The sequence below is a fragment of the Pseudomonas sp. B21-010 genome (assembly GCF_024749325.1).
Classification (GTDB): domain Bacteria; phylum Pseudomonadota; class Gammaproteobacteria; order Pseudomonadales; family Pseudomonadaceae; genus Aquipseudomonas; species Aquipseudomonas kilonensis.
On the sequence record NZ_CP087198.1, the window covers coordinates 4,848,900 to 4,873,623 of the forward strand.

22 protein-coding genes are annotated in these 24,724 nt (G+C 61.1%); 8 read left to right on the top strand and 14 right to left on the bottom strand.

Features of this window, described 5'->3' with window-relative positions; translation table 11 throughout:
* Positions 1 to 108 precede the first annotated feature (108 nt).
* Positions 109 to 1,461 (bottom strand): dicarboxylate/amino acid:cation symporter, encoded by a 1,353-nt coding sequence (locus LOY50_RS21455; RefSeq protein ID WP_214509563.1) that lies wholly within the window; start codon positions 1,459 to 1,461, stop codon positions 109 to 111.
* A 331-nt stretch (positions 1,462 to 1,792) separates the two neighbouring features.
* On the opposite strand from LOY50_RS21455, the gene LOY50_RS21460 reads away from it, so the two are divergent.
* The gene (locus LOY50_RS21460) at positions 1,793 to 2,791 is read left to right on the top strand and encodes an AraC family transcriptional regulator (RefSeq protein WP_258689147.1); all 999 of its coding nucleotides are present in this window, start codon (positions 1,793 to 1,795) and stop codon (positions 2,789 to 2,791) included.
* 144 nt (positions 2,792 to 2,935) lie between these two features.
* On the opposite strand, the gene LOY50_RS21465 is transcribed toward LOY50_RS21460, so the two are convergent.
* From LOY50_RS21465 to LOY50_RS21475, 3 genes are all read right to left on the bottom strand, one after another.
* On the bottom strand, positions 2,936 to 4,282 hold the full coding sequence (locus tag LOY50_RS21465) for an ATP-binding protein (RefSeq protein WP_253477270.1): 1,347 nt from the start codon (positions 4,280 to 4,282) through the stop codon (positions 2,936 to 2,938).
* Positions 4,279 to 4,956 (bottom strand): response regulator, encoded by a 678-nt coding sequence (locus tag LOY50_RS21470; RefSeq protein ID WP_214509560.1) that lies wholly within the window; start codon positions 4,954 to 4,956, stop codon positions 4,279 to 4,281. Before LOY50_RS21470 ends, LOY50_RS21465 begins: the two co-directional genes overlap by 4 nt.
* 105 nt (positions 4,957 to 5,061) lie before the next feature.
* On the bottom strand, positions 5,062 to 5,661 hold the full coding sequence (locus tag LOY50_RS21475) for a porin family protein (protein ID WP_253477273.1): 600 nt from the start codon (positions 5,659 to 5,661) through the stop codon (positions 5,062 to 5,064).
* Positions 5,662 to 5,808: 147 nt separating this feature from the next.
* On the opposite strand from LOY50_RS21475, the gene LOY50_RS21480 reads away from it, so the two are divergent.
* Together LOY50_RS21480 and LOY50_RS21485 are read left to right on the top strand one after the other, a co-directional pair.
* Positions 5,809 to 6,597 carry a dienelactone hydrolase family protein gene (locus LOY50_RS21480; protein WP_253477276.1) on the top strand — a complete coding sequence of 263 codons (789 nt, stop codon included), beginning with the start codon at positions 5,809 to 5,811 and terminating at the stop codon, positions 6,595 to 6,597.
* Positions 6,598 to 6,797: 200 nt separating this feature from the next.
* Complete coding sequence (locus tag LOY50_RS21485) at positions 6,798 to 7,523, top strand: 4'-phosphopantetheinyl transferase (protein ID WP_253477279.1); 726 nt, start codon at positions 6,798 to 6,800, stop codon at positions 7,521 to 7,523.
* Between the two features lie 115 nt (positions 7,524 to 7,638).
* On the opposite strand, the gene LOY50_RS21490 is transcribed toward LOY50_RS21485, so the two are convergent.
* On the bottom strand, positions 7,639 to 9,249 hold the full coding sequence (locus LOY50_RS21490; protein ID WP_253477282.1) for an ATP-binding protein: 1,611 nt from the start codon (positions 9,247 to 9,249) through the stop codon (positions 7,639 to 7,641).
* Positions 9,246 to 9,968: a response regulator gene (locus tag LOY50_RS21495; protein WP_253477285.1), complete on the bottom strand. Its 723-nt coding sequence runs from the start codon at positions 9,966 to 9,968 to the stop codon at positions 9,246 to 9,248. Before LOY50_RS21495 ends, LOY50_RS21490 begins: the two co-directional genes overlap by 4 nt.
* A gap of 863 nt (positions 9,969 to 10,831) precedes the next feature.
* Between LOY50_RS21495 and LOY50_RS21500 the strand changes: the two genes are divergently transcribed.
* Positions 10,832 to 13,723 (top strand): ribonucleoside-diphosphate reductase subunit alpha, encoded by a 2,892-nt coding sequence (locus LOY50_RS21500; protein ID WP_214509555.1) that lies wholly within the window; start codon positions 10,832 to 10,834, stop codon positions 13,721 to 13,723.
* A gap of 286 nt (positions 13,724 to 14,009) precedes the next feature.
* On the opposite strand, the gene flgE is transcribed toward LOY50_RS21500, so the two are convergent.
* From flgE to LOY50_RS21535, 6 genes are all read right to left on the bottom strand, one after another.
* Positions 14,010 to 15,308 carry a flagellar hook protein FlgE gene (gene flgE, locus LOY50_RS21505; RefSeq protein WP_253477302.1) on the bottom strand — a complete coding sequence of 433 codons (1,299 nt, stop codon included), beginning with the start codon at positions 15,306 to 15,308 and terminating at the stop codon, positions 14,010 to 14,012.
* 28 nt (positions 15,309 to 15,336) lie between these two features.
* Entirely contained in the window at positions 15,337 to 16,059 is a 723-nt protein-coding gene (flgD, locus tag LOY50_RS21510; protein WP_214509553.1) for a flagellar hook assembly protein FlgD, read from the bottom strand.
* Positions 16,060 to 16,074: 15 nt separating this feature from the next.
* Positions 16,075 to 16,518 (bottom strand): flagellar basal body rod protein FlgC, encoded by a 444-nt coding sequence (gene flgC / locus LOY50_RS21515; RefSeq protein ID WP_003204730.1) that lies wholly within the window; start codon positions 16,516 to 16,518, stop codon positions 16,075 to 16,077.
* A gap of 3 nt (positions 16,519 to 16,521) precedes the next feature.
* Entirely contained in the window at positions 16,522 to 16,929 is a 408-nt protein-coding gene (gene flgB, locus LOY50_RS21520) for a flagellar basal body rod protein FlgB (RefSeq protein ID WP_214509552.1), read from the bottom strand.
* A 359-nt stretch (positions 16,930 to 17,288) separates the two neighbouring features.
* Complete coding sequence (cheR, locus tag LOY50_RS21530) at positions 17,289 to 18,116, bottom strand: protein-glutamate O-methyltransferase CheR (RefSeq protein WP_258689153.1); 828 nt, start codon at positions 18,114 to 18,116, stop codon at positions 17,289 to 17,291.
* Positions 18,117 to 18,170: 54 nt separating this feature from the next.
* Complete coding sequence (locus LOY50_RS21535; protein ID WP_214509550.1) at positions 18,171 to 19,097, bottom strand: chemotaxis protein CheV; 927 nt, start codon at positions 19,095 to 19,097, stop codon at positions 18,171 to 18,173.
* 79 nt (positions 19,098 to 19,176) lie between these two features.
* Between LOY50_RS21535 and flgA the strand changes: the two genes are divergently transcribed.
* From flgA to LOY50_RS21555, 4 genes are all read left to right on the top strand, one after another.
* The gene (gene flgA / locus LOY50_RS21540) at positions 19,177 to 19,941 is read left to right on the top strand and encodes a flagellar basal body P-ring formation chaperone FlgA (protein ID WP_253477308.1); all 765 of its coding nucleotides are present in this window, start codon (positions 19,177 to 19,179) and stop codon (positions 19,939 to 19,941) included.
* Between the two features lie 172 nt (positions 19,942 to 20,113).
* Positions 20,114 to 20,431, top strand: coding sequence for a flagellar biosynthesis anti-sigma factor FlgM (flgM, locus tag LOY50_RS21545; protein ID WP_253477311.1), 318 nt, complete (start codon positions 20,114 to 20,116; stop codon positions 20,429 to 20,431).
* A 47-nt stretch (positions 20,432 to 20,478) separates the two neighbouring features.
* A complete protein-coding gene (locus tag LOY50_RS21550) occupies positions 20,479 to 20,946 on the top strand; it encodes a flagella synthesis protein FlgN (RefSeq protein WP_214509548.1) in 468 nt (155 codons plus the stop codon).
* 92 nt (positions 20,947 to 21,038) lie between these two features.
* On the top strand, positions 21,039 to 21,785 hold the full coding sequence (locus LOY50_RS21555; protein ID WP_253477314.1) for a flagellar brake protein: 747 nt from the start codon (positions 21,039 to 21,041) through the stop codon (positions 21,783 to 21,785).
* A 61-nt stretch (positions 21,786 to 21,846) separates the two neighbouring features.
* On the opposite strand, the gene LOY50_RS21560 is transcribed toward LOY50_RS21555, so the two are convergent.
* A complete protein-coding gene (locus LOY50_RS21560; RefSeq protein ID WP_253477317.1) occupies positions 21,847 to 23,214 on the bottom strand; it encodes an MFS transporter in 1,368 nt (455 codons plus the stop codon).
* 70 nt (positions 23,215 to 23,284) lie between these two features.
* Positions 23,285 to 24,526: a glutamine synthetase family protein gene (locus tag LOY50_RS21565; RefSeq protein ID WP_253478635.1), complete on the bottom strand. Its 1,242-nt coding sequence runs from the start codon at positions 24,524 to 24,526 to the stop codon at positions 23,285 to 23,287.
* Positions 24,527 to 24,724: the final 198 nt, after the last annotated feature.

The window sequence follows — 24,724 nt, forward strand, 5'->3', positions numbered from 1 at the left end:
TCCCACAGAGTGTGGGATACATCCCCTCGACGCAAAAGCACTCTCACCCCGAGAACTCCGGCCCATGAAAAAACCCGCCGAAGCGGGCTTTTCATTGCAGCCTGAAGATTACTTAACAGCGCCTGGAGCAGAGGACTCAGCCGCTGCAATCTGCGCCGACGCGATCTGCTCGTCATCTTCACGAACGTCGGAGATACCGCGACCACCGGAAGCCAGCTCGGTGTGCAGTTGATCTACGTTCAGTTCCTTGACCCACTTGGCAACCACGATCGTGGCGACGGCATTGCCCACCAGGTTGGTCAGGGCGCGGGCTTCGGACATGAAGCGGTCGATACCCAGGATCAGTGCCAGGCCGGCCACCGGCAAGGTGCCCACGGCCGACAGGGTGGCGGCCAGTACGATGAAGCCGCTACCGGTCACGCCAGCAGCACCTTTGGACGACAGCAACAGCACCAGCAACAGGGTGATCTGGTGAGTAATGTCCATCGGGGTGTCGGTGGCCTGGGCGATGAACACCGCAGCCATGGTCAGGTAGATCGAAGTACCGTCGAGGTTGAACGAGTAGCCAGTCGGGATGACCAGGCCTACGACCGACTTCTTGGCACCCAGGCGCTCCATCTTGATCAGCAAGCGTGGCAGGGCCGATTCCGACGAGGAAGTGCCCAGCACGATCAGCAGCTCTTCACGGATGTAGCGAATCAGCTTGACGACGCTGAAGCCGTGGGCGCGGCAGATGGCGCCCAGTACTACCAGCACGAACACCACGCAGGTGATGTAGAAGCAGATCATCAGCTGGCCCAGTTGCACCAGCGAACCGACACCGTAGGCGCCAATGGTGAACGCCATGGCACCGAACGCACCCAGCGGAGCCAGCTTCATGATCATGTTGATGATGATGAACATCACGTGGGCGAAGCGATCGATGAAGTCCAGCACTGGCTTGCCGTAGGCACCCAGGCGATGCAGGGCAAAACCGAAGATCACCGAGAACATCAGCACTTGCAGGATGTCGCCGTTGGCGAACGCGCCGACGATGGTGTTCGGGATCACGTTGAGGATGAAGGCAATGATGCTCTGGTCTTTACCGGCCGAGATGAAACCGGCGATCTTGCTGGTGTCCAGGGTCGACACATCGATGTGCATGCCGGCGCCCGGTTGCACGACGTTGACCACGACCAGCCCGATCAGCAGGGCGATGGTGGAAACGATTTCGAAGTACAGCAGCGCGTAGCCGCCGGTCTTGCCCACCGACTTCATGTTCTGCATGCCGGCGATGCCGCTGACAACGGTACAGAAGATGATGGGGGCGATGACCATTTTGATCAGTTTGATGAACCCGTCGCCGAATGGCTTGAGGGCAACACCGGTCTGAGGGTAGAAGTGGCCGAGCAAAATGCCGATGGCAATGGCTACGATCACCTGGAAATACAGGGATTTGTACAGTGGCTGACGAGTCGTCATGGCAAACCTTCCTCAAGAGTCCCGTTTGACGACATCCACCTGTCGTCCACGGCACCTCAATTGCGAACCCTCCTGCGCTGGAGGGATTTGTTTTTTTCGGCTGCACGCGGCAGACCTACGTAACCCATCGCAAAGCGCGTGCCATTTTTGCGAAACCCCCTACATCCGGTATAGCAGACGGGTTAGCGGATTTCACATGGATTAAACGAGGTGTATAAGGTGGCGGATTTCCGCCTACAGGCCGTTTACTGTTCCGGGATTTGGCGGATATCCGCCTTGTTCAGCCTCCCTCCCCTGCTACCATCGCCCGCTCAACGGACGGACTTCAGCCATGCGCCAACGCACGATCGCCAGCCATTTCGCCCGCGCAGCCCTGGGCGGCGCGCGTCGGCAAGGCTTCGACTATTTGCCTTTGCTGCAACAGCTGGGCATCAGCCCAGAGCTGTTGGATGAGCCGCGCGCACGGATTGCACCCGAGCAGTTCGCGCGCCTGTTGCAGGCGCTGTGGCTGGCATTGGGGGACGAATACCTGGGGTTCGGCAGGGCTGCGAGTAAACCCGGGACGTTTGCCATGATGTGTCACGCGTTGATCCACTGTCGGACCCTGGGCAAGGCCCTTCAACGCGGCTTGCTGTTCTACAGCCTGTTCCCCGACGCGCCGAGCCTGACCCTGGAAGCCAAAGGCGAGCGAGTGCGGCTGGTGCTGGACGATTCGACGCTGTGGGACCCGGATCACTTCCTGACTGAAAGCTTGCTGGTAGTCTGGCATCGCCTAGCCAGTTGGCTGATCGGCCAGCGGATCGGCCTGGAACAGGCGACCTTCGGCTACACCAAACCCACCCACGGTGCCGAATACGACTTACTGTTTCCCTGTCCGCTGGTGTTCGAAGCGCGCAGCAGCAGCCTGTTGTTCCACAGCCGTTACCTGGATATGCCACTGCTGCAGGACGAACGCACCCTCAAGCATTTCCTCGAACGCTCCCCCGCCGACCTGCTGTCGCGCCCGGACGATGGCCACAGCCTGAGCAGCCAACTGCGCCGCCTGCTCAGCCGCGACACCGCCCGCTGGCCCGACCTGGACACCGTCGCCGGCCATCTGCACATCAGCCCGCAGACCTTGCGCCGGCATTTGCGTGAGGAAGGCACCAGCTTCCAGGAACTCAAGGATCAGCTGCGGCGGGATATCGCCATCTACCATCTGGGGCGGGCGGACTTGTCGTTGCAGCAGATTGCCGAGCAGTTGGGGTTCTCAGAGCCATCGGCGTTTCACCGGGCGTTCAAGAAGTGGACGGGGCTGACGCCGGGGGCTTACAGGGAGTTGGAGAACTGATTTCTTGAGTGGTTTTTTGTGGTGTGCTGACTGGCCTCATCGCGAGCAAGCTCGCTCCCACACCGGATTTTCGGCGCTCACAAATCCCCTGTGGGAGCGAGCTTGCTCGCGATGAGGCCCGCACACACACCGAAAACACTCCAGTCAAACCACCGGAAAATGAATCCTGAACGCCGCCCCGCCCAACTCTGAATCCCCCAGGGTCAACTTGGCGCCGTAGCTCTCGATGATGTCTTTCACCACGGCCAGCCCGATCCCCTGCCCCGGATGCTGGCGATCCAGTCGCTCGCCCCGCTGGAGAATCCGCGCACGTTGATCCGGTGGCACCCCCGGCCCGTCGTCCTCGACACTCAACTCCGTACCGCCGAGGGTCTGGTGCACGCTGACGCGCACCTCGCCCAGGCACAGCCGATAGGCGTTTTCCAGCAGGTTGCCGAGCATCTCCAGCAAGGCGCCCTGTTCGATCGGCACCTGGCAGTGCTCCGGCAGATCGAAACTGACATTGACCCGTTTGTCGCGATAGACCTTGTCCAGGGTGTCACACAAGCTTTGCAGCACTGGGCGCAAGCGCACCTGATGACGCACCAGCCCGCTTTTGCGCAGGCTGGCGCGCTGCAACTGGTAGCCGATCTGCTGGCTCATGCGCTCGATCTGGGATTGCAGCACCCAAGCCTGTCCACGGTCCTCGGGGCGCCGGGCCATGTCCTCGCTGACGCCCTGCAACACCGCCAACGGGGTCTTCAGGCTGTGGGCCAGGTCATCGAGGGAATCGCGATAACGGCTGCGTTGTTCCCGCTCGCTGTACAGCAGCCGGTTGAGGGAGCCGGTCAGGCGCAACAGTTCCCGGGGATGTTCGGTACTGAGGCTTTCCCGGGCCCCGCTTTCGATTTCGTCCAGTTCCTGGCTCAAGCGCCGCAGCGCCCGAAGGCCCCAGGTCAGGCCGATCCACAACAGCGCCAGCAACACCAACAAGGCCGCGCCAAAGCCCAGGTAGAGATTGTCCCGCAGCCCCTGCAGGGTCACTTCGTAGTCGCGCACCGGTTGCAGCGTGACGATGCTGAACGCCGCGCTCTGACCGCCGAGCAACTTGATCTCGACGTCATAGACAAAAAACTCCTGGCCGTCGTTTTCGCGAATGCGCGCGAACTGGTTGCCCTGGCCGTCATAGCGCGGCGTGTAGTTGATGTTTTCTTCCTGGGTGGCCTTCGACCGCCAGACCAATCGCCCCTCGCGATCATAGATGTAGCCCAGCAGGCGGGCATCGGCGAGGTTGAAACGCTCATCGGGCAATTGCGCCGGCATCTTCAAGCGGTTGTTTTCCACTCGGGCGGCGGAAATCAGCGTGGTCACGTCCGAGGCCAGGCGTTGCTCGATGGATTCCTGCAACGCCAGGCTGAACGCGCCCTGCATGGCCGGCAACAAGGCCAGCATGAACAGCACCGCCAGGGTCATGGCGGCCAGCATCAACCGCAGGCGAAGCGAACGAATCACTGGCAGCGCTCGTTGAACAGGTAGCCCAGGCCGCGCACGGTATCGATCGGCTTGAAGCCAGCCGGCGCTTCCAGCTTACGACGCAGGCGCCCGACCAGCACTTCGATGACATTGGGATCACGCTCGTCGTCATCGGGGTAAAGCTGCTCCATCAAGCGGTCCTTGGCCACCACCTGCTGGTGATGGCGCATGAGGTATTCGAGGATGCGGTATTCGTAGGCTGTCAACGCCAGCGGCTCCTCATCGAGGGACGCCTGCTTGCGATTGAGGTCGAGCAGCAACGGACCGGCGACGATGGTCGATTGGGTAAAACCACTGGAGCGGCGCAACAGGGCATTCAGCCGGGCCTCCAGCTCTTCGAACTGAAACGGCTTGACCACGTAGTCATCGGCACCGGCGGCCAGGCCTTCGACCTTGTCCTGCCAGTTGCCGCGGGCGGTGAGGATCAGGATCGGAAACGTCTTGTCCTGCGAGCGCAGCCGACGGATCAGCTCCAGCCCGCTGATGCCCGGCAGGCCCAGGTCGATCACCGCCAGGTCATGGTTGAATTCCCGGATCTGGTACAAGGCCTCTTCGGCATTGGCCACGGCCTGCACCACATGGCCGCTGTCGGTGAGACGGGTTTGCAGGTGGTGACGCAACAGCGCTTCGTCTTCGACGACCAGTAATTTCATGGAGCCTCTCCCCAGGCAAATCAAACAATCCAGTGCGGCGCACTTCAACGAAAGGCGCCGGATCGTCTTCGACCGATCCGGCTGGATACGCTCACCATCGACCGCTTAGAACGTGTAGTTGGCGGACAGGTACGTCTGGGCGCTGCTGGTCAGGTCCAGCGAGCCAACCTTGTCGCCACCGTGCGGGCTCATCTCGGTGCTGGCGTTGCTGCGCAGGTAACGGTAACCCAGTTCAACCGAGGTGTTTTGCGAAATTTGTTGCAGCACGCCGCCCTGCAAGCCCACGGCGTAGCCGATGTCGCTGTCGCGGCTGAAGCCGGGAGAATCCTGGGTCAGCTTGGTCAGGCCCGCCGTGCCGCCACCGAACAGCTTGGTGCTGCTGGTGACCGGATAGAACACATCGTAGCTGCCCAGCAGGTTTTCCTGGCGCAGCTTGATGCCGTTGTGGGTGCCCGAGACGTTGTCGTAGGTGGCGTAGTAGCGGCCCTGGTCGTTTTGCTTGCCCAGTCGCAGGCCATACGTGGTGTCCTTGCCGATGACGCCGTCGGCGTTCGGGTTGTTCAGGGCGTTGTCCAAGGCGTTGGATTTCTTCACCTTGTCGCTGGTCTGGCCGAGGGTCAGGCTGGCGAAGTTGTCATCGGCGTGGGCCAGGGCACTGGCGCCCAGCACGGTGAAAGCCAGCAGCAGTTTTTTCATGGCAGTCATGATCAAGTTCCTTTGCAACGTGGGTGAATTGTGAAGTCGCCGTCACCTTAACCAGCGATCCCTGAACACCCCTTGAACGTTCTCTGAACCTGCGCTGAATGAATCGACTAGAGTGTCCTGTCCCAGCACTTTTTAAGGAGATCCATCATGCGCAGGCTGCTTGCTGTTGTACTTCTGGCCATTAGCGGCGTGAGCCACGCCGCCATCCAGACCCAGGAGCTCCCCTACACCAGTGCCGACGGCACCAAGCTGATCGGCTATTACGCGTATGACGACGCCGTCAAAGGCCCGCGCCCGGGCGTGGTGGTGGTGCATGAATGGTGGGGGTTGAACGACTACGCCAAGCGCCGTGCCCGTGACCTCGCGGGCCTGGGCTATAGCGCCCTGGCCATCGACATGTACGGCGACGGCAAGAACACCGAGCACCCCAACGACGCCATGGCCTTCATGCAGGCGGCGCTCAAGGACGGCGCGGCGGCCAGTGCCCGCTTCCAGGCCGGTCTCGACCTGCTGAAGAAACAACCCCAGACCGATCCGGACAAACTTGCCGCCATCGGCTACTGCTTCGGCGGCAAGGTGGTGCTCGATGCCGCACGCCAGGGTGTGCCGCTGGCCGGCGTGGTGAGTTTCCACGGTGCGCTGGTGACCAACACCCCGGCAACGCCTGGCAGCGTCAAGGCCAAGATGCTGGTCGAGCATGGCGCCCTGGACAGCATGGTCACCCAGGACAACGTCACCGCGTTCAAGAGCGAGATGGACAAGGCCGGCGCCGACTATAAATTCGTCAGCCTCAAAGGCGCCAAGCACGGCTTCAGCAACCCCGATGCCGACCGTTTGAGCCACGGCGAACATGGCGGGCCGGACATTGGCTACAACAAGGAAGCCGATGAGAAGTCATGGGCGGATATGCAGAAGTTCTTCAAGAAAATCTTCTAATACATCCCCTTGTGGCGAGGGAATTGTGGGAGCAAAGCTTGCTCGCGACCCAGGCAACTCGTTTTATGGAGGACCACATCGCCTTCGTCGCGGGCAAGCCTTGCTCCCACAGCAAGCTCCCTCGCCACAAGAGCCGGCCCCTGCTCCATACACATGCCCCCCACTACCCAGCCTCAGGCCAACCCGGCAAAATGCCCGGCATGAACACACTCCCTACCCTACCCGCCTGCTGCTCGCCCCTGGACGAGCACTGGCTATTGCCCGATGCCCTGCCCGATACGGTGCTGCTGAGCACGCGCTTCGACCCGTTGTTGCTGGTGGGCGCCGACTTCTCAAGCAGTGCCATCGAGCCCCCGGCGAGCATCCAGCGCTCGGTCGCCAAGCGCCAGGCAGAATTCCTGGCCGGGCGGATCTGCGCCCGGGCGGCGTTGCAGCGGCTCGACGGCCTGACCTGCGTGCCGGCCATCGGCGAAGACCGCGCCCCGGTGTGGCCGGCCCATGTCAGCGGTTCGATCACCCACAGCACGGGTCGGGCAGCGGCCATCGTCGCGAAAAAAGATCACTGGCAAGGGCTGGGCATGGACGTGGAAAACCTCCTCGACCCCGAACGCGCCGAACGCCTGGCCGGTGAAATCCTCACCCCGCCAGAGCTGCAACGCATGACCAAGCTCGCCCGCGATGACCGGGCCTTGCTGGTGACCCTGACCTTTTCCGTGAAGGAAAGCCTGTTCAAGGCTCTGTACCCCATCGTCAGGCAGCGCTTTTATTTCGAGCATGCCGAGGTGCTGGATTGGACACGCGACGGACAAGTGCGCCTGCGCCTGCTGACGGACCTGTCGACCGAGTGGCGCCATGGCAGTGAGTTGCAGGCGCAGTTTGGAGTGAAGGATGGGCAGCTATTGAGCCTGGTGGGGATCAGGGCCTGAGATCTTGGGTGTTTTCGAGGGCCTCATCGCGAGCAAGCTCGCTCCCACAGGTTGAACGCATGCCCATGTGGGAGCGAGCTTGCTCGCGATGAGGCCAGTACAGGCCCCCCACCTATCAAGACCTGTCCTGATGCCTCGGCCAACTCAAGCTGAAGCACGCCCCGCCCAGGCTCTTGCTCTTGCCGATCAGCGCCCGGCCGTCATGCCAGTGGATGATCCGCCGCACGATCGACAGCCCCAGCCCATGGCCGCCCGACGCCCGGGCGCGGCTGTCGTCCAGGCGCAGGAAGGGCTTGAAGATCCGCTCCCATGCCGCTTCCGGCACACCGGGCCCGTCGTCTTCCACATCCACCCGGCAGCGCAGCTGGCCCACCTGGTAGCTGACGGTGACCCGGGAGCTGGCGTGGCGCATGGCATTGCCCACCAGGTTCTGCAGGGCACGATGCAGAAAGCGTGGCTCGGCCTCGACCCAGGCGCCGTCGCAATCGGCGGCCGACAGGCATAGACCGCGCTCGACCGTGATCCCGGTCCGCAATGGTCCCAGCTCATCGATCACTTGATTGACCAGCGCATCCAGATCCACCCGCTGGAAATTCAGGGCCGGTGAACCCTGCTCCAGCCGCGCATAGGTGAGCATTTCGTCCACCAGCCGATCCAGGTCTTCGATGTCGTGATCCATGCCCGCCAGGTATTTGTCCCGGGCCTGGGGCGTGGTGGCGCTGCCGAGCATTTCCAGGCCGAAGCGCAGGCGCGCCACCGGGGTACGCAATTCGTGGGACACCGCCCGCACCAGCTCACGCTGGATCGCCAACAGTTGCTGCAGGTGCTCGGCCATGCCATTGAACGCCGCGGCCAGTCGCCCGACCGAGTCGGCGCCTCGGGCCGGCACCCGGGTTTCCAGGCTGCCCTGGGCGATCTGCGTGGCGGCCGACTCCAGGCCACGCAAGCGCCGCTCCAATTGGCGCACCAACAGGTAGACGATCAAGCCGATCAGGCTCAAGCCCAGCGCCGCGATCAGCACCAGCCATTGCGGCGGATAAGGGTTCATCTGGTACAGCGGCCCGATCTCCAGCACCCACGGCGTGCCGACCATGCCGGCGAAGACCCGGATGGAATCGCCGCCCTTGCCCAACGCCATCACCGTATCGCCCTCGGACACACGACGGCGCTGGTCTTCGTCCATGTCCGCTTGCTCGGCGGTCATGAGTCGCAGGTCGAAACCAAAGCCTTTTTCCTGCGCCAGTTGCGCCAGCCGTTTGGGTTGTTCGGCCACCGGATAACGCACCAGCTCATCAGCCAACAGGTAAATGGTTGCGCGGGCCAGTTGTTCGCTGATTTGCTGGACTTCCCCCACCAACATCAGTTGCTCGCCATCGCTGACCAGCCGATAGACTTTCGCCGCATGCGGCCCGGTCTGTTCGACCAACGCCTGGCCACGCAGTACGCGGGTGCGCTGGCCGAGGTCGAGGTCGGTCTGGGCAAAGGTCTGCAACGCCAGGGGAATGCCCAGCAGGCGCTCCCACACCAGCAACGCCCGCCGCCGCTCGGTGTCGTTCATCGGCCGCAGGTTGTCGGCCATCAACGAAAACGTGCCGTGGGCCAGGCGCTCGCGGTATTGCTCACTGCGGGTCTGGTTGAGCAGGTGCAAGGCCAGTACACCGAGGACCGCCACCAGCACCAGTGCCGCACACATGCCGCCATAAATACGCAGGAAGATCGAATTCACGGTGCCAGGTCTACGCAGGCTTCAGGAACGAACAGGTAACCTTTGCTGCGAATGGTCTTGATCAACCGTGGATGGTCCGGGTCGTCGCCGATCTTGGGGCGGATGCGTGAAATGCGCACGTCGATGGAACGGTCCTGGCCGTCATAACCAATGCCGCGCAGGGCGGTAAAGATTTCTTCCCGGGACAGGATGCGCCCGGCATTGGACACCAGCAGCCACAGCAGGTCGAATTCGGCGCTGGTCAGCTCGATACCGTCGCCCTGCAACCAGGCTTCGCGCAGGGCGTCGTCGACCACCAGCGGGCCGAATTGCAGGCGTCGCGGCTTCTGCGCGGCGCTCGGCTCCGGTTCGCTGCGCCGCAGCAAGGCCTGGATACGCGCCAGGAGCAATCGCGGGCGAACCGGCTTGCAGACGTAGTCATCGGCGCCCAGGTCCAGGCCCTGGATCTGATCGGTGTCGTCGGTGCGGGCGGTGAGCATCAGGATCGGCCCGTCATAATGCCCGCGCACCTTGCGACAGATGCTCAGGCCGTCTTCGCCGGGCAGCATCAGGTCCAGGACCACCAGGTCCGGCTGCTCGGCAATGATCCGCGCCGCCGCCACCGCGCCGTCGCCTTCGATGGCGACACGCAACCCGTTGCTTTCGAGGTACTCCCGGGTCAGCTCGGCCAGACGCTGGTCATCCTCGACGATCAATACCTGCCAGGCTTCTTGTTCCACTGGGGGACCTTTTGGCTGATTAGCTAAATAAGGAAGGCGTGTTGCCAATATCACTGACAAGGCGCGAACCCTGTGGGAGCGAGCTTGCTCGCGATGGCGGTGTGTCAGGCACCCTTGGTACGGCTGACCCTACGCTATCGCGAGCAAGCTCGCTCCCACAGGTTATGGTCCTGCGTCACTCCCGTCTTTTTGTCATGTTAAAGGAGGATAAACACCCCCATGCACGGGCCGATTGTATAAACGTCACCTGCGTAGAAAACAAGCGGACAAATGCGTTTCGATCGGCTGGGTTTTATGTGGTAATGTCCGCGCCCGCAAAAATCACCGGGCTGTTTTCAGATCGTCGAAACCGATGAAAAAAGGTCCACTCCAGCTAGGTCGCGGCCTACAGAGCCGTTCCACGTTTCGCACACAAATTACGCACAGGCTTATCCACAGGTAGTACGTTGCATACCCCCCAAAAACGCATTATCTTGTAGCCCGCCGCGCAAAAAACCCTACATGTAGGGTTTCAGACCAAAAACCAAACACAAGTCGGACAGAGAATTCAAGCGCTTTTCTTGCTTCTGTCCAACTGAAACAGTGCATTTCCCCAAGCCCAGACCGCCCCTGCGGATGGCAACTGTTTCCAGGTCGAAAACGACCGAAACGGTACGGGTGTTGCAGTCAATTGCTGCCACCCCGGCAACCCGGTTTCGAGCCCCGCTCGCAACCTGAGAACTTCGGATGGAAGCGGCATTAAACGCCTGCTTCCTACTGTCCCGAAGTTGTTATGCCCGGCGCCAGTCGGTTGTAGTGCTTCAGGACGGAACGGTGGGCACCGTGATGGTGCCCAAACAAACATAGAGAACGTGGAGACACCCATGCACACCGACACAACTCGCGAGAACCCGCAGGGCACCGCGCCGCTGGCCGCCGATTCGAACCCGGATCTGTCCGCCACCGCGCCGGGCCAACTGCGCGTGATCAAGCGTAACGGCACTGTCGTTCCTTACACCGATGACAAGATTACCGTCGCCATCACCAAAGCGTTTCTCGCAGTTGAAGGCGGCACCGCTGCCGCTTCGTCGCGAATCCACGACACCGTGGCCCGCCTGACCGAACAAGTCACCGCGACCTTCAAGCGTCGCATGCCCTCGGGCGGCACCATCCACATCGAAGAAATCCAGGACCAGGTCGAACTGGCCCTGATGCGTGCCGGCGAGCAGAAAGTGGCCCGCGACTACGTGATCTACCGTGACTCCCGCGCCAAGGAACGTGCTATCCGCACCCCGGCCGACGCACCGGTCCAGGCTCACCCATCGATCCGCATCGCCCGCGCCGACGGCAGCCTGGCGCCGCTGGACATGGGCCGCCTGAACACCATCGTCACCGAGGCCTGCGAAGGCCTGGAAGAAGTCGATGGCGACCTGATCCAGCGCGAAACCCTGAAGAACCTCTATGACGGCGTTGCACTCAAGGACGTCAACACGGCCCTGGTGATGACTGCGCGGACCCTGGTGGAGCGCGAGCCGAACTACTCCTTCGTGACCGCCCGCCTGCTGATGGACACCCTGCGTGCCGAAGGCCTGAGCTTCCTGGAAGTCGCCGAGAGCGCGACCCACCACGAAATGGTCGACCTGTACGCCAAGGCGTTGCCAGCTTATGTTGCCAAGGGTATCGAGTTCGAATTGCTGAACCCGGTCCTGGCCGAATTCGACCTGGAAAAACTCGGCAAGGCGATCAACCACGAGCGCGACCAGCAGTTCACCTACCTGGGCCTGCAAACCCTGTACGACCGTTACTTCATCCACAAGGATGGCGTGCGTTTCGAACTGCCGCAGATCTTCTTCATGCGCGTGGCCATGGGCCTGGCGATCGAAGAGAAGCAGCGCGAAGACCGTGCGATCGAGTTCTACAACCTGTTGTCGTCCTTCGACTACATGGCCTCGACCCCGACCCTGTTCAACGCCGGCACCCTGCGTCCACAGCTGTCGAGCTGCTACCTGACCACCGTTCCGGATGACCTGTCGGGCATCTACGGCGCCATCCACGACAACGCCATGCTGTCGAAATTCGCCGGTGGCCTGGGCAACGACTGGACCCCGGTTCGCGCATTGGGCTCGTACATCAAGGGCACCAACGGCAAATCCCAGGGCGTCGTGCCGTTCCTCAAAGTGGTCAACGACACCGCGGTCGCGGTCAACCAGGGCGGCAAGCGCAAGGGCGCGGTCTGTGCCTACCTGGAAACCTGGCACATGGACATCGAAGAGTTCATCGAGCTGCGCAAGAACACCGGTGATGACCGTCGTCGTACCCACGACATGAACACCGCCAACTGGATCCCTGACCTGTTCATGAAGCGTGTCTTCGATGACGGCAAGTGGACCCTGTTCTCGCCATCCGAAGTGCCGGACCTGCACGACCTGACCGGCAAGGCTTTCGAAGAGCGCTACGAGTACTACGAAGCCCTGACCGAGTACAACAAGATCAAGCTGTTCAAAGTCGTCCAGGCCAAAGACCTGTGGCGCAAGATGCTGTCGATGCTGTTCGAAACCGGCCACCCATGGCTGACCTTCAAGGACCCGTGCAACCTGCGCAGCCCGCAGCAGCACGTGGGCGTGGTCCACAGCTCGAACCTGTGCACCGAGATCACCCTGAACACCAACAAGGATGAGATCGCGGTCTGCAACCTGGGCTCGATCAACCTGCCGAACCACATCGTCAACGGCAAGCTGGACACCGCCAAGCTGCAACGCACCGTGAACACTGCCGTGCGCATGCTCGACAACGTGATCGACATCAACTACTACTCGGTGCCACAAGCGAAGAACTCCAACTTCAAGCACCGTCCGGTCGGCCTGGGCATCATGGGCTTCCAGGACGCGCTGTACCTGCAGCACATCCCGTACGGTTCCGATGCCGCGGTCGAGTTCGCCGACAAGTCCATGGAAGCGGTCAGCTACTACGCGATCCAGGCTTCCTGCGACCTGGCCGACGAGCGTGGCGCCTACGAGACGTTCCAGGGTTCGCTGTGGTCCCAAGGCATCCTGCCGCTGGACTCGCAACAGATCCTGATCGCCCAGCGCGGCCAGAAGTACATCGACGTTGACCTGAACGAATCCCTGGACTGGGCACCGGTTCGCGCCCGTGTGCAGAAAGGCATCCGTAACTCCAACATCATGGCCATCGCACCGACCGCCACCATCGCCAACATCACTGGCGTGTCGCAGTCGATCGAACCGACCTACCAGAACCTGTATGTGAAATCGAACCTGTCGGGCGAGTTCACCGTGATCAACCCGTACCTGGTTCGCGACCTCAAGGCCCGTGGCCTGTGGGACTCGGTCATGATCAACGACCTGAAGTACTACGACGGTTCGGTGCAGCAGATCGAGCGTATCCCGCAAGAGCTCAAAGAGCTCTACGCCACTGCGTTCGAAGTGGACACCAAGTGGATCGTCGACGCCGCCAGCCGTCGCCAGAAGTGGATCGACCAGGCTCAATCGCTGAACCTGTACATCGCCGGCGCTTCGGGCAAGAAGCTGGACGTGACCTACCGCATGGCTTGGTACCGTGGCCTGAAAACCACTTACTACCTCCGTGCCCTGGCCGCGACCAGCACCGAGAAGTCGACCATCAACACCGGCAAGCTGAACGCTGTTTCCAGCGGCGGCAACCACGGTGACGATTCGGTCCTGGCTGCTCCAGCAGGCCCTGCGCCAGTGCCAAAGGCCTGCGCGATCGACGAGCCGGATTGCGAAGCTTGCCAATAAGCTGAGCGAGTGGGCGCGTAAAGGCGCCTGCTCAAAGAAGCCCCCGATAGACCGCTGGTTTATCGGGGGTTTTCTTTTGCCTGGAGAAAAGTTGGCGCCTGTCCCGACCCCATCGCGAGCAAGCTCGCTCCCACATTGGAATGCGTACACATAACCCTGTGGGAGCGAGCTTGCTCCGGGCGACGATCCGACGATGAGGCCGGCACAGGCACCACAAAAATAGCCACCCACAAAAAAGCCCCTCTTTCGAGGGGCTCCTTGTGCAGCCTTCAAACAACCATCGATATCAGGCCATCTGAATGATGGTCTGCATGATGGTGCTCTGGGTGGAGATGGTCTTGGCGTTCGCCTGGTAGTTGCTCTGGGCCTTGATCAGCTCGACCAGTTCGTTGGTCAGGTTGACGTTGGACTCTTCCAGGGAGTTGGAGACGATCGAACCCAGGGTGCCGGTTTGTGGAGCATCGTAGCCTGGGATACCCGAGGCAAAAGTTTCCTTCCAGCTGGTGCCGCCTATTGGCTGCAGGCCTTGCTCGTTGGTGAAGCTGGCGAGGGCGAGCTGGCCGATCGGCTTGGTCTGGTTGTTGCTGAAGTTGGCCAGCAATACACCGCTGCCGTCGATGGTCAGGTTGGTGATCTGGCCAGTGGCGTAGCCGTTCTGGGTTGGGATCGACCGGGCGGTGTCAGCGTTGAATTGGGTGGTGTTGCCCATGGAAATCGTGATGGTCGGCGCACTGGCGGCGCCGTTGGCGGTCCATACGCCGTTGGTCACAGTGCCGGGAACCCAACCGGTCAGTACCAGATCGCTATTGACCGTCGCTGGCGGAGTGGTGACCGTGGTCAACTTGCCGCTCGAATCGAAGTTCATGGTCGAAGGAACCGGCGCAGTCGCACCCGTCGTGGTCGGCAAGCTGCCGTTCAGGTTACGACCATCGATCAAGGTATAGACATTCCAAGTGTTGCCGGCAGTCTTGACCATGTACTGGTCCATGGAGTGCTGGTTGCCCTGGGTGTCATAGACCGGGGTAGTGAACTGCTTGGTGAACGTGGCCGTGTCAGCCGGATTGAACGCCGCAGTGATCGGCGTCGCCGTCGAGTTCAGGTTGATCGTCGACGAAACCAGGCTGGTGGCAGTCGGCGGCAGGTTCGAGGTGTCGATGCGCAGGTCGGTCAGGATACCGTTCTGGATCTTGCCGTTGGCATCCACGCCATAGCCCTGCAGGCGCGAAGTGCCGTCGCTGTTGGTGATGAAGCCTTCCTTGTCGGTCTTGAAAGTACCGGCACGGGTGTAGCTCAGGGAGCCGTCGTTGCTCAGGACAAAGAAGCCCTGGCCCTGGATGCCCATGTCCAGCACGTTGCCGGTATTGTTCACATCACCCTGGCCGAACTGCTGGGAAACGTTGGCCAGGCGTACGCCGTTGCCGACGGTCTTGCTACCCGAACCCAATTTGGTGGCCGAGTAGACGTCTTCGAATTCCGCGCGGGACGATTTGAAACCGGTGGTCGCCACGTTGGCGATGTTGTTGCCGGTCACGTCCAGCTGTTTGTTGGCTGCATAGAGACCGCTAAGGCCGATGTTGAAAGACATGTTGACTCCTTTTGCCGGTTAGTCGGCTCTACATACCAATAGTTTGTACTTTGGACAGGGCAATGCTGCCCAGCCCGGCCAGGTTGAGCATCAGCTCACCGCCCGTCTGGCTGATCGTCACGCTGCTGACCGTGGCCGGCAGGTTGGTGATCAGCGACGTGGCCTTGCCGTCGATGGTGGTCGAGGCCGCGAAGGTGTAAGTGCCCGATTCAACGACCGTGCCCGCATCGTTCTTGCCATCCCAGATGAACGCGGAGTTGCCGGCGTTCTGGCTGCCCAAGTCGATGGTGCGAACGGTCTTGCCGTCCTTGTCCACGATCTTGACCGCGACGGAGGACACCGATGCCGGTACCACCACCGTGCCGTTGAGGCTCTTGGAGGTATCGACCACGGCTTTGTCGCCCGGAGCGATGACCGAGCGACCGACCAGCGACGAGGCTTGCAGGGCCTGGGACGAGTTGTAGTTGCCGGCGATACCGCTCACGGTGTCGTTAAGGGTGGTGATGCCTTCCAGGCTGCTGAACTGCGCCAGTTGGGCAACGAACTCGCCGTTATCCTGTGGCTCCAGCGGGTTCTGGTTTTTCAGCTGGGTCACGAGCAACTGCAGGAACGCATCCTTGCCCAATTCCTTCTTGCCGGTCGCCGCACCGGTCGCCGCGCCGAGGGCATCGGTGGTGGTGTTGGTCTTGACCGAGGAATTGGCCAGGATCTCGTTCAGGCTCAAGCCGCTGGTAGTGTTGGTAACGCTCATGTGAATCGCCCCTTATCACTGACCGAGGGTCAGGACCTTCTGCATCATGGTTTTGGCGGTGTTCATCATTTCGGCGTTGGTCTGGAACGAACGACTGGCGGAAATCATGTCGGCCATTTCTTCGACAACGTTGACGTTCGGGTAGTAGACATAGCCCTTGGCATCAGCGGCCGGGTGGTTCGGCTCATAACGTGCTTCGAGGTTGCTCTGGTCTTCGACTACGCCAAGCACCTGTACGCCCTGCCCGGCCGCGTCCTGCTCCTGGAACAGCGAGTCGCTGCCGCCGGACTGGCCGCCCTGGAACATGGTGGCGAATACCGGGTGGCGGGCGCGGTAGGTCTGGTCGATGCTCGACGAAACGGTCTCGGCGTTGGCGATGTTACTGGCGACGGTGTTCAGGCGAGTGGTCTGGGCACTCATGGCACTGCCGGCAATGTTGAATACGCTAGCAATCGACATGGCTTACTCTCCGCGCAGGGCCGATACCAGCCCTTTGAACTTGCTGTTGAGCAGGGTGAAGCTGGCCTGGAAGTTCACGGAGTTTTCCGCGTAGTTGGACTGTTCCAGTTGAGCGTCCACGGTGTTCTGGTCGATCGAAGGCTGCATCGGCGTGCGATACATCAGCGATTCGTCGCCATTGCCCAGGCCTTCGGCTTCGATATGCCGGCTGTTGGTCATGTTCAGGGCGAAGCTGCCGTTCTTGGTCTTCTCGTTCTGCTCGGCGAGCACTTTGGAGAAGTCCAGGTCCCGAGCCTTGTAGTTCGGGGTGTCGGCGTTGGCGATGTTGTTGGCCAGGACTTCGGCACGCTGGGCGCGGAAGCTCAGGGCCTGTTCGTGGATACCGAGCGCTTTATCGAAGCTGATGCTCATGTCGGAAACCTTTGGGTGACCAGAATGTACGTACGATGGACTTAGCAAGCGCCGTGCCACTTTGGAAAAGCCCATAAACCGGGGCTTTGCGGGCATCGGCAAAGCGGCAATGCCAGAAAAGCGGCAACTGGCTTCCGCCGGCTGCCGCTTTTCTGCCGCTTTCGCCCAGGCAATGGGGACCAAATGTGGGAGCGAGCTTGCTCGCGATAGCGGTGTGTCAGTCAACATTGATGTCGCCTGCAATACCGCTATCGCGAGCAAGCTCGCTCCCACAGGGATAATGGTGATGGGGAGGAAATTAGCGGGCAAAAAAAACGGGAGCCCGTGGGGACTCCCGTTTTTTTGACAGTTCAAGCCAATCACTTCGCCTGGTAAATGATCCCCGGGCTGCACTGGACCATCTGGTAATGATCCGGCAAACCGTTCAACGCCTCGGAGGCGCCGAGGAACAGGTAGCCGCCCGGCTTGAGCGTGCTGTGGATGCGCAGCAGGATGTCTTTCTTCACTTCGGCGGAGAAGTAGATCAGTACGTTGCGGCAGAACACGATGTCGAACTTGCCCAGGCTGGCATAGCTGTCCAGCAGGTTGAACGAGCGGAACTCCACCCGGCTCTTGATCGGCGCCTTGACCACCCATTTACCCGGCCCTTTCGGATCGAAGAACCGTTGCAGGCGATCCGGCGACAGGCCCCGGCCGATGGCCAGGCTGTCGTACTCACCGGTCTTGCAGTTATTGAGCATGGTCCCGGACAGGTCGGTGGCGACGATCTGCACGCCGCCTTTCAACTGGCCGAGGTTGGACCGCTCGAACTCATCGATGGACATCGACAGCGAATAGGGTTCCTGTCCCGACGAACAGGCCGCCGACCAGATCCGCAGACGCTGGCCTGGGCTCGCCTTAATGGCCGACGGCAGCACTTTGTTCTTCAACACCTCAAACGGATAGGTGTCGCGAAACCACAGGGTTTCGTTGGTGGTCATCGCGTCCACCACCATCTCGCGCAAGCCACTGCGCGGCTGGGTCTGGATACGCTGCACCAGTTCGCCCAATGACTTGAGGCCCTGTTGCTCCATCAATTTATTGAGACGGCTCGACACCAGGTACTGCTTGTTTTCACCAAGCAAGATGCCACAGGCTTTTTCCAGGAAGACCCGGAACTGCTCGAAATCCAAATTACCCGTAGACAAGATACCGCCTCTTTCATCGTGTTGACTTGCCGGGCGCACAACGCGCCCAACCTTTTATTCTGCTGCTTTGATCCGCTCGACGACCCGGGAAGCCAGGTCATCGGGACGGAATTTCGCCAGGAAATCGTCGGCGCCGACCTTCTTGACCATCGCCTGGTTGAAAACCCCGGACAACGAAGTATGCAAGATGATGTGCAGCTTTTGCATGCGCGGGTCGCTGCGGATTTCCGACGTCAGGGTGTACCCGTCCATCTCCGGCATTTCGATGTCGGAGATCATCATCAGGAACTCTTCCTCAGGCTTCTTGCCCTCGTCGACCAGTTTGCGCAGGTAATCCAGCGCCTGTCGCCCGTCATTCAACGCCACCACCTCAACGCCAATCGTTTGCAGGCAACGGGTCACCTGCTTGCGGGCCACCGAAGAGTCATCGACGGTCAACACCCGCAGCGAAATCGCCTTGTGCTGGGTTTCGGCATCCACCACTCCCATGGAGATCGCTTCCGGCGTGGGCGCTACTTCGGCGAGGATCTTCTCCACGTCGATGATTTCCACCAACTGGTTATCGACCCGAGTCACTGCCGTGAGGTAGTGATCGCGGCCGGTGCCCTTGGGCGGTGGATGGATCTCTTCCCAGTTCATGTTGACTATGCGCTCCACCGAGCGGACCAGGAAACCCTGGGTCTTGGTGTTGTACTCGGTGATGATCACAAACGGATTGCTCTGGTCCAGCAGCCGACCGGAACCGGTCGCCATCGCCAGGTCGAGAATCGGGATGGTCGCACCCCGGATATTGGCCACACCGCACACGACGGGGCTGGACTTGGGCATCAAGGTCAGCTTGGGGCATTGCAGCACCTCGCGAACCTTGAACACGTTGATCCCATACATTTGTTGGCCGTCGAGACGGAACAACAACAGCTCCAGGCGATTCTGACCGACCAGCTGAGTGCGCTGGTTTACCGAATCCATTACTCCCGCCATGCCCTGACTCCTACCTAACGCTAATGTGTCCGACGCGCATTCATTCACTAAACGGCACGGGGCTTGCTATTGAACCGGCATGAACGCACAAACGACATTTTCTCGACGCCTGACCACTCACTGCCGCCACTGGCTCGGTGCACTGCTGGCTGTCTGCCTGTTCACTTCGGGCGGTCCTGCCCTTGCTGCTGTTCCGGTTACCTTGCCTGATCTCCTTATCGGCGTCACTCAGGGCTTTCTTGAATTCACCGTAGAAGACTATCTGGCTACCAGTCAAACCGAAGGGCGTTACGAAATCGAAGTCAACCAACTCGACCCTCGCCTGCGCATGCCGATGTGCGACAAGGAATTGACTGCTTCGCTGGAGAGTCCCGCTCGCCCGCTGGGCCGCGTCACGGTGAAGGTTCGTTGCGACAGCGCCGCGCCCTGGACGGTGTTCGTGCCCGCTCAAGTGCGCCTGTTTCGGGAAATTGTCACCACCACTCGTCCGCTCAAGCGGGCCGGGATCGTCGAGCCCCAGGACGTGATGTTGCGTGAACGGGACATCAGCCAGATCACCCAGGGCTTCCTGACCTCCGTCGATCAGGCCATCGGGCAGAAACTTGTCCGACCAATGGTCGCCGATCAGGTCGTGACGCTGGTGCATCTGGAGCAGGCCGAGGTGGTCCGCAAGGGCGACCAGGTTGTGATCACCGCCCGCAGCGGCTCCCTGGCCGTGCGGATGCCCGGCGAAGCCCTGTCCAACGGCGGCATGAGTGAACAGATACGGGTAAAAAACCTTAATTCCCAGCGCGTGATCAAGGCGCAGGTGACGGCCCCAGGCCAAGTGGAAGTGGCGATGTAGTGATCAGGTAGAGGAGGTAGAAAGCTGGCGCTTGATCCCGGTGTTCCCTAGACTGTGCCTTACGCAAAGGCAAGCGCAGACGTGCGCACGTTCATTTCATAAATGAGCCTAAAGTTTTTTTGGGGATGGCCGAAAACATGGCAAGCGTCCAAATACCCAGAGGTTTTTTACCATGGTCATCGATTTTAATCGTTTAAACAGCTCTTCACCGCTGACAGGCACTACGCGTACCAGCGCCACCAAGGAAACCGCCGAAGCCGGCAAATCCGCGCCGCTGCCTACACCCGCCGAACAAATCAGCAACGGGGAGTCGGTACACCTCAGCACTGAGGCTCAGCAGTTGCAGAAGGTCACTGACAAGCTGCGCGATCAACCTGTCGTCGACAACGCCCGCGTGGCCGAGTTGAAAGCAGCAATCGCCGATGGCAGCTACAAAGTCGACAGCAACCGCGTAGCCAGCAAACTGCTCAACTTCGAAGCCCAGCGCTAGGCCGCCGCCTGCGCCAGGCTTTTGGACGCTAAGACCCAAGGCCAGCCATGCACGACACTACTTTATTGCAACTGATCATCGACGACTTCGTTCCAGCGCAACAATTGCTGGAGTTATTGCAGGCCGAATCCTTGGCACTGCACGGTCGTGACATGCCTTTGCTGGAAACTATCCTGGCGCAGAAACAGGCACTGATCATCTTGCTCGACCAGCATGGCCGCAAGCGCAGCGAGATCCTCACCAGCCTCAACCTGCCCGCCAGTCCTGACGGCCTTGAGCAGCTGGCCAGCCAGTCGACCGTCGGCGACCAGTTGCGCTCCCAGAGCAAAGTGCTCAACGACCTGCTCGCCCAATGCCAGGCAACCAACGCTCGCAACGGCCAGTCGATCCTGATGCAGCAGGCCGCCACCGCCAACCAGTTGCGCATTCTCAACGGTGGCGAGATCCCGACGCTGTATGACGCTAGCGGTTCAACGGCCAGAATGGTCAAGCACCGCCCGCTCAGCCAGGCATGAAACGAACAATGCCTTCGCTCTATCAACGCGCGATACATGCTGGCAAAATGCCGGCCATTCGTAGTCGTATTTTGCCTGGAGATTGACTCACCGTGTTCAATGCCTCAAACGCGGATGATGCTCCGCAGCCCCCCAAGGTCCTCACCACACCCCTGGAAATCGCCGGCAACCTGCGGATGCTGCAAGATAGCCACGACCCGCTGATCATTACCTTCCATGAACGTACCCAGCGCTTCCAGAGCTATCTGGTCGACGTCGACCGCGAGACCAACTCCATCGCCCTGGATGAAATGATTCCCCGGGATGGCGAACGTTTCCTGCTGGCCGGCGAGCCTTTTCGTGTCGAGGGTTTCCATGACGGCGTGCGTATCGCATGGGATGGCAAGGGCCCACTGACCATTGATGAATCCAGCGACGGTCGCTGCTATCGCGGCGCCCTGCCCGACGAAGTGGTCTACCACCAACGTCGCAACGCCTTCCGCGCCGCCCTGAAACTGGCACAGCTGGTAAGCGTTGAACTGGGCGGCGACAAGATGAAGTCCCCGGTGGATGGCAAGCTGCTGGACATTTCCGCCACCGGTTGCAAGTTACGCTTCGAGGGCGACATCACAGAGCGCCTGCAATTGGGCCAGGTGTATGAGCGTTTCATCGCAGCCCTGCCGTTTGGCAACATGACCGCCCCAGTCGAGCTGCGCTACCTGCATTTCGAAGAAAGGATCAACACCACGTTCGCCGGTGTACGCTTCCACAACATCAGTGGCCTGGTGCAACGGCAGGTCGAGCGGTTCGTCTACCAGCTCCAACGAGAAGCCCGGCGCTTCGATAAAGACGACCTCTGATTTTCGAGGCATAAAAAACGGGCAGTCCCTTGCGGCGACTGCCCGTTTTTTTATGCCTGCTTCAAGGTCTGGCCTGGGTAAAACTCGGTGTCTCAGGCGTCTCGGCTTCAGTTTCAGCCTCCGCCGCAGTCTCAGTGGCCGGCTCAGGCTCCACGTCCGGATTGGCCGGCGCCTGCATTTGCTCCTGCACCACCTGCTCATCCACCCGCGGATCAAGACACGCCACCAAAGGCGAACTCGACATGCTGTCCGGCATCGCCACGTGATGCAGCGGTGCGTCATCGACCTGATGCAAGTTGGTCACCGCTTTCGGCCGGATCCGCCACACCAGCACCAAGGCAAAGAAGGCGAAGAAGGCGTAGAGCATCTGGCTGCCGAACATCTTCATCAGCACGCCGGCCACCAGCGGCCCGATGCTGGCCCCCACGCCGTAGGTCACCAGCAGCATCGCGGTCAGGGACACCCTTCGATCAGCTTCGACGTGGTCGTTGGAGAACGCTACCGCCAGCGGATACAGGCAGAATTGCACCAGCGAACAGAAGAACCCCGCGACGAACAGCACCTCCAGCGGCACCGTCGGAAGAATCGCCAATGGCAGCGCACAGATCGTCAGGACCAGCGCAAAGCAGCGGATCAGCAGCGCCCGGTCATATCGATCGGACAGCCAGCCCAGGGGCCACTGCACCAGCAGTCCGGCGAAGATGCAGCTACCCATGAACAGACCGACCTGCTCGGTCGACAGGCCCTGCTGAGAGGCATACAGGGGCGCCAGGCCATAGAACGAGCCGACGATCAACCCGGAGCCCAGCACCGTACTCAATGACTGCGGCACACGCTTGATGAAGAAGCGCGGCTCCATGGGCGCCGGATGCAGCGCCGCCGGGTGAATCCGCCGGGTCAGTGTCACCGGCACCAGGCACAAGGCGAAGCACAGCGCCACCAGCATCAACAGCTCAAGCCCCAGGGCCGGGTGCATGACCAGGATCAACTGACCCAGCACCAACCCCAGGTACGAGGCGATCATATAGCCGCTGAACACCACCCCACGCTGCTTGGCATCGGCTTGCTCGTTGAGCCAGCTCTCGATGACCATGTACTGGCACATCATCCCGAGGCCGACAATCATCCGCAGCACGATCCAGGCCGGCAGCCAGTCCACCAGGCCATGGCCCAGCACTGCCGCCCCGACAATCCCGGCGCAGGCCGAATAGGCGCGGATGTGGCCGACACGGGCGATCAGCCGGTGGCCGATCTTGCCACCCAGCACCAGGCCGAAATAGTTGGCAGCCATCAGCGCACCGACCCAGAGGCTGTCCACATGGTCGGCGGCCAGGCGCAAGGCCAGGTAAGTACTCAAGAGGCCCGAGCCGATCAACATCATCAGCGAGGCGAAATAAAGCGCTCGAAAAGGTTTCCAGATTTGGCGCATCGGCGTTCCGAGCGGCTCCTTGAGGTGAGTAAGGGCTACCTGTTGAAGATAGCCCGAATGCGACGGTTCGTTAGGCCTGGGCCGCCAGGACACGCCGCTCCCAGGGCGTGATTTCATCGAAGAAGCTGGTCAGTTCCAGGGTCTTGGAGGCGATGTAGCCTTCGATGAACTCCGTACCGAACAGTTCCTTCGCCAGATGACTACGCTTCAGACGCTCCAAGGCGGCATGCAAGGTACATGGCAGCGACAGATTATCCGGCACTTCGAATTCACCCTGGATCGCCGCGCTCGGCTCCAGCCGATGTTCAATCCCATACAGCCCGGCGGCCAGGCTGGCGGCAATCGCCAGGTAGGGGTTGGCATCGGCCCCCGGCAAGCGGTTCTCGACCCGCCGGGCCACTGGCGAACTGGCGGGAATCCGCAACCCGGCCGAACGGTTGTCGTGGGACCAGCAGGCATTGTTCGGCGAGGCGAACGGGTGGCACAGGCGCTGGTAGGAATTCACGTTCGGCGCGAACAACGCGGTGAAATCCGCCAGGCACGCCTGTTGCCCACCGATGAAATGCCGGAAAGTCGCCGTCGGTTCGCCTGCCTCGTCGCTGAACACGTTGCGACCGCTGTCCGCCTCGACGACGCTCTGATGGATGTGCATCGAACTGCCCGGCGTGTGGGCCAGGGGCTTGGCCATGCAGACCACGGTCAGGCCGTGCTTGAGCGCCACTTCCTTGAGCAGGTGCTTGAACAGGAAAGTCTGGTCGGCCAGCAACAGCGGGTCGCCGTGCAGCAGATTGATCTCGAACTGGCTTACGCCCATTTCATGCATGAAGGTGTCGCGAGGCAGGCCCAGCGCCGCCATGCATGCATAGACCTCACTGAAGAACGGGCGCAGGCCATTGTTGGAGCTGACGCTGAACGCCGAATGGCCGTCTTCGCGACGTCCATCCAGGCCCATCGGCGGCTGGAACGGCTGGGTCGGGTCCGGATTGGGGGCGAACACGAAGAATTCCAGTTCGGTCGCCACCACCGGGGCCAGGCCAAGGGCGGCATAGCGCGCGACAACCGCCTTGAGCTGGCCGCGCGTCGAGAGCCGGGAGCTTTCACCGGTCAACTCGTCGGCATCGCAGACCGCCAGGGCACGGGGCTGCTGGCTCCAGGGCAGGCGATGAATCTGTTTCGGATCGGCCACCAGCGCCAGGTCGCCGTCGTCGCTGCCGTAGAAACGCGACGGCGGATAACCACCCATGATGCATTGCAGCAGCACGCCCCGCGCCAACTGCAACCGCCGGCCTTCGAGGAAACCCTCAGCGGTCATTACCTTGCCCCGCGGCACGCCATTCAAATCCGGTGTGACACATTCAATCTCATCAATGCCCGTCAGTCGCTGCGCGAGTGAACGCTGGCCATCGGTCGTCATGACGCAATCCTTGTTATGTGCGAGCCGCGAACGGCAACCCGTACAAAATAGGCTTCGGCTGTTCGGAATATCAAGCACCCACAGACAATTAAAATC